Source organism: Allosphingosinicella sp., assembly GCF_036387215.1.
GTDB lineage: Bacteria > Pseudomonadota > Alphaproteobacteria > Sphingomonadales > Sphingomonadaceae > Allosphingosinicella.
In genome coordinates this window covers 1-4,206 of sequence record NZ_DASVUE010000420.1, presented here as the reverse complement: position 1 = coordinate 4,206, position 4,206 = coordinate 1, and the positions used below count along the sequence as shown (strand labels likewise).

Sequence of the window (4,206 nt, the reverse complement as noted above, 5' to 3'; positions counted from 1 at the left end):
GGGCATGTTGCGCGTCTTGCGCGAAAGGATGTGCTCGAACAGGTGCGCGAAGCCGGAGCGGCCCTCCGGGTCGTGCTTCGATCCCACCTCGTACCAGACCGACGCCATCACGTTGGGCGTGGTCGTGTCCCGCATCGCGATTACCCGAAGACCGTTCTTCAGCCGTCGCTCGGTGAAGTTCAGCGGCGGCACCTCGATCCGGCTCGAAGCCGCGGCGGCCGGGGCCTTGGACTGCGGCAGCGCCGAAGCGGGCGACGCAAGCGCGGCGGCGGCCGCTCCGATGAGCAACAGGCTGCGGTACGACACGGTCATGGCTTTCCCCTCGTGAACTTGCGTGAACTTGTTCTATCCGCTCGCAAAAGCGGCTGTTCCGCCACTGTCATATCCCGCTGACACAGCAGGCGCCAGTGCAGTTTCCGTGGATTTCGCTGCTGCGAATCCCTCCTTTCTGGGGGTGAAGAAGTCGTTTCGGCTCTCAATCGAGCGCGGAAGTTCCGCGAAATTTACCTTAAATGGCTCAACTCAACGCAAATGAGGCTCAACGCGTCTCTAACGGCGGGACTCGCTTAACTTCGTCAGGTTAGCCCCCGATCCAACGAAAGCTGAGGGGCTTTTTTAAATGACCGTTCGTTCCAACCGCCTTCGCGGCGTGCACTTGTTTGCGGCCTTCATCGCCGCCGGCATGATCTCTGCAACGCCGCTTCAGGCGGATATTCCCAGCAACGTGCTGCAGGTGGTCCAGACTGCTCAGGACCCTGCCGTCGTCGCCGTTCCGGCCGTGCCGGCTCCGGCGGTCGTCGAGGACGCGGTCGAGGAAGAGGCTTCCGAAGGCAAGCAGATCGGCTCCGGCGAGGCGAGCTATTACGGCAACGAGCTTGCCGGCAACCGCACCGCCAGCGGCGAGCGCTTCAATCCGCGCGCTCTCACTGCGGCGCACCGCACGCTCCCGCTCGGAAGCAAGATCCGGGTCACCAACACCGCCAACGGCAAGAGCGTCGTCGTCCGCATCAACGATCGCGGCCCGTTCGTGAAGAGCCGCCTCATCGACATCTCCTATGCGGCTGCGCAGCAGATCAACATGGTCCGCTCCGGCAAGGCCCGGGTTAAACTCGCGCTCATCGCCTGAGCCCGACAAAGCGTTTGCCGGGGGCGCGGGCCGCCCCTATCACTCCCGAAGAAACATCAAGCAGTCAGGATCCGGGGCCGGCGCATGTCGCCGGCCTGATTCAATATGAATAAGTGCCGCGTCGGAGAGGTTCGCTGAAGAAGCCGGTCGTCATTCTGTCGGCCGCCGCGGCCCTCCTAGTCGCCGCCTGGGTTACGACCAGCGTCTCGTTCAGCTGGCGCCCGGCATCGCCCGACGCCGCGCCGGAGAACCTCCCCGGCAACGGAGCCCCCGATCTCACCATCGCCGAAGCGAAGCGCCGGGCGCCGGCCAGGATCGACTATCGCCGGCTCGACGAGCGGCTGCAGCGGCTTGCGCAGGAGCCGAGCATGGTCGGCCTTGCGGTCGGTATCGTCGAGAATGGCGAGATCCGCTTCGTCAAAGGCTATGGGATCACCTATGGCGGCGGCAACGAGCCGGTCACGGCCGACACGATCTTCCGCTGGGCTTCCGTCTCGAAGGGCGTGGCTGCCGACATGGTAGCCAAGCTTGCAGGGGACGGCCGGCTCTCGCTCTACGAGCCGGTCGCCAAATATGCCGTCTCGCTTCGGCTTCCGGCGGGGAACGAGCACCGCGCCACCGTCAGCGACGTCCTTTCGCACCGGCTCGGCCTCTTCAGCCATGCGAACGATTCGAAGCTCGAGGACGGCATGAACCCGCGCTACCTGCGGTCGGAGCTCGCGACGCTGAATTCGATCTGTCCGCCGGGAAGCTGCTGGGCCTATCAGAACGTCGCCTACGACGCCGCCAGCGAAATCGTCGAGAAGGTGACCGGCAAGCCCTACCAGCAGGCGGTGCGCGAGCAGCTGTTCCTGCCGCTCGGAATGTCTTCCGCCACCATGTCCCGCGACGGCCTCGTGACCGCCCGAAGCTGGGCCCGCCCGCACCGCGGCGGGAAAAATTCGAAGCCGGTCGAGGTGACCGAGCCTTATTACCGCGTACCCGCAGCCGGCGGCGTCAATTCGTCGATCAAGGACCTCGCCATCTGGATGCAGGCGCAGATGGGGGAGGCGCCCGAAGTGCTGTCGCCTAAGGTGCTCTCCGCCGTCCAGTCGCCGCGCGCGAGCACGCCCGGCGAGCTTGGGCGGATGCGGAAGTTCCGCGAGCGCCTCAACACGGCGGCCTACGGCCTCGGCTGGCGGATCTACGATTATGCCGGGCACAGGATCATCGGCCACCGCGGCGGCGTCACCGGCTACCGGTCGCTCGTGATGTTCGACCCGGAGAGCAAGAGCGGCGTCGTCGCCCTCTGGAATTCGTCGGCCACGCAGCCCGGCGGCCTCGAATTCGAGGTCATGGACATGATCTTCCGGCTTCCGTTCAAGGACTGGATGGAGCTCGACGGCAAGAAGGGGCCGCCGCTGCCGCAGCCGCAGGAGATGCTGAAGGAAGAGGAGGAGGAGGAGGCGCCCGCGTCGCCGCCGCCGGCTGCCGCCAAGGCTAAAGCGGCCGAAGCTCAGCCCAGATCGGCAAATGGTCGGAAGCCTTCCGCGCGGTAGCGCTCTGGTGCGCGCCGCTTTCGACGATCTCCAATGCTTCGCTGACCATGATCCGGTCGAGCTGCGCGATCGGCCGGCGGGCGTGGAAGCTTCGCCCGCATTCCGCGATCCGGTGCCGGTGCCCGAACTCGCGCAGGCATCCGCCGCGGACGCTCCATTCGTTCAAATCGCCCATCAGCACCGTCGGCGGCTCGCCATCGCGGGCATCGAGATGGGCAAGGATCGCATGCGCCTGCCGCCGCCGCCAAAGCCCCGACAGGTCGAGGTGCATGCCCACCACCCTGAGCTCCATCCCGTTCACCTTGAGGTCCGCGAGCACCGCCCCCCGCGGCTCGAGCGAGGGGAGATGGACGAGCTCCTTGTCGATCACCTCGACATGCTTCTTCACGAGCAGCGCGTTGCCGTGCCAGCCGAGGCTTCCGGAGCGGGCGCCGAGCGGCACCGGCTTATAGTCGCTATGCTCCTCGATGAGGCTGAGCGGCATGGCGCTCGCCCTGCTTCCGAAGCGGCGGTCCGCCTCCTGGAGCGCGATCACGTCGGCATCGAGCTCGCGCAGCACTTCCAGCGTCCGCTCCGGCCGCCGCCGCCGGTCGGTGCCGATCGCCTTCCGCATATTGTAGCTTGCGACCCGCATCATTGCGGCCCGCATTGAAGGCTGAGGTCCACCCGTGCAACCGCCGAGGGGTCAATGGCCCTTTCGATCGCTCAATTTGCCGAGCTGATGGTCGAGCGCCCGAACCACCTTCTTCGCAGCGCCGAGGATCGCCCGGTCCACCGTCGCGCCATGATCCGCAACCGCGACCGGAGGAACGCCGTTCACGCGCGCTTCCATCGTGCAGCGGAGGTCGGAGGCGCCGCCGCGCGGCCCGTTGATGTCCGACACGTGCACCTCGAGGTCGGTGATGCGCCCTTCGAACCGCGCCAGCCGCTGCCGGATCTGCTCCTCGATCCGCGCGTCGCGCTCGGCGTCGCTGTCGATCTGGTTGTCGGTATTGATCTGGATGAACAAGGCCTCTCTCCACTCTAACTCGTTCCCCTCACAATGCCGGGGCGGGCGGAGCCGTTCCCGGCTTCGGCGAAATTCTCTGGCCGTTCGTCCCGCCCGACATTAGCTTCAACGGCGATGGCGAAGCCAAGAAGACGTTATGTGTGCCAGGCCTGCGGCTCGGTCAGCAGCCGCTGGCAGGGGCAGTGCGGCGACTGCGCCGAATGGAACACCTTGGTGGAGGATGCGGGCGCGGTGGTGACGCCCTTCTCCGCGCGCCACGACCTCCGAAGCGGCGGCCGAGCGGTCGAACTCGTCGGTCTCCACGCGGAGGTTGCGCTTCCCGAGCGGATGAGCACCGGCATCAAGGAGTTCGACCGCGCCGTCGGCGGCGGCCTGGTCGCGGCCTCGGCGACCCTGATCGGCGGCGATCCCGGCATCGGCAAGTCCACCTTGCTCCTGCAGGCGGCGGCCAACATCGCCTCCCGCGGTCTTCCGGTCGCCTATATCTCGGGAGAGGAAGCGGCCGATCAGGTGCGGCTCCGCGCCCGCCGCCT

General features: G+C 66.7%; 6 protein-coding genes. 3 read left to right on the top strand and 3 right to left on the bottom strand.

Going from position 1 to position 4,206, the window contains the following annotated elements; genetic code table 11:
- Positions 1–312, bottom strand: a 312-nt coding sequence (locus VF662_RS16035) for an insulinase family protein (protein ID WP_464142956.1), incomplete at its 3' end; no start/stop codon positions are given.
- Between the two features lie 307 nt (positions 313–619).
- On the opposite strand from VF662_RS16035, the gene VF662_RS16030 reads away from it, so the two are divergent.
- Together VF662_RS16030 and VF662_RS16025 are read left to right on the top strand one after the other, a co-directional pair.
- Positions 620–1,126 (top strand): septal ring lytic transglycosylase RlpA family protein, encoded by a 507-nt coding sequence (locus VF662_RS16030; RefSeq protein WP_464142955.1) that lies wholly within the window; start codon positions 620–622, stop codon positions 1,124–1,126.
- Between the two features lie 113 nt (positions 1,127–1,239).
- Positions 1,240–2,664 (top strand): serine hydrolase domain-containing protein, encoded by a 1,425-nt coding sequence (locus tag VF662_RS16025; protein ID WP_464142954.1) that lies wholly within the window; start codon positions 1,240–1,242, stop codon positions 2,662–2,664.
- On the opposite strand, the gene VF662_RS16020 is transcribed toward VF662_RS16025, so the two are convergent.
- Positions 2,606–3,301 carry an endonuclease/exonuclease/phosphatase family protein gene (locus VF662_RS16020; RefSeq protein ID WP_464142953.1) on the bottom strand — a complete coding sequence of 232 codons (696 nt, stop codon included), beginning with the start codon at positions 3,299–3,301 and terminating at the stop codon, positions 2,606–2,608. The genes VF662_RS16025 and VF662_RS16020 overlap by 59 nt on opposite strands.
- 48 nt (positions 3,302–3,349) lie before the next feature.
- Positions 3,350–3,673 carry an HPF/RaiA family ribosome-associated protein gene (locus VF662_RS16015; RefSeq protein ID WP_464142952.1) on the bottom strand — a complete coding sequence of 108 codons (324 nt, stop codon included), beginning with the start codon at positions 3,671–3,673 and terminating at the stop codon, positions 3,350–3,352.
- A gap of 114 nt (positions 3,674–3,787) precedes the next feature.
- On the opposite strand from VF662_RS16015, the gene VF662_RS16010 reads away from it, so the two are divergent.
- Positions 3,788–4,206, top strand: a 419-nt coding sequence (locus tag VF662_RS16010; RefSeq protein ID WP_464142951.1) for an ATPase domain-containing protein, incomplete at its 3' end; no start/stop codon positions are given.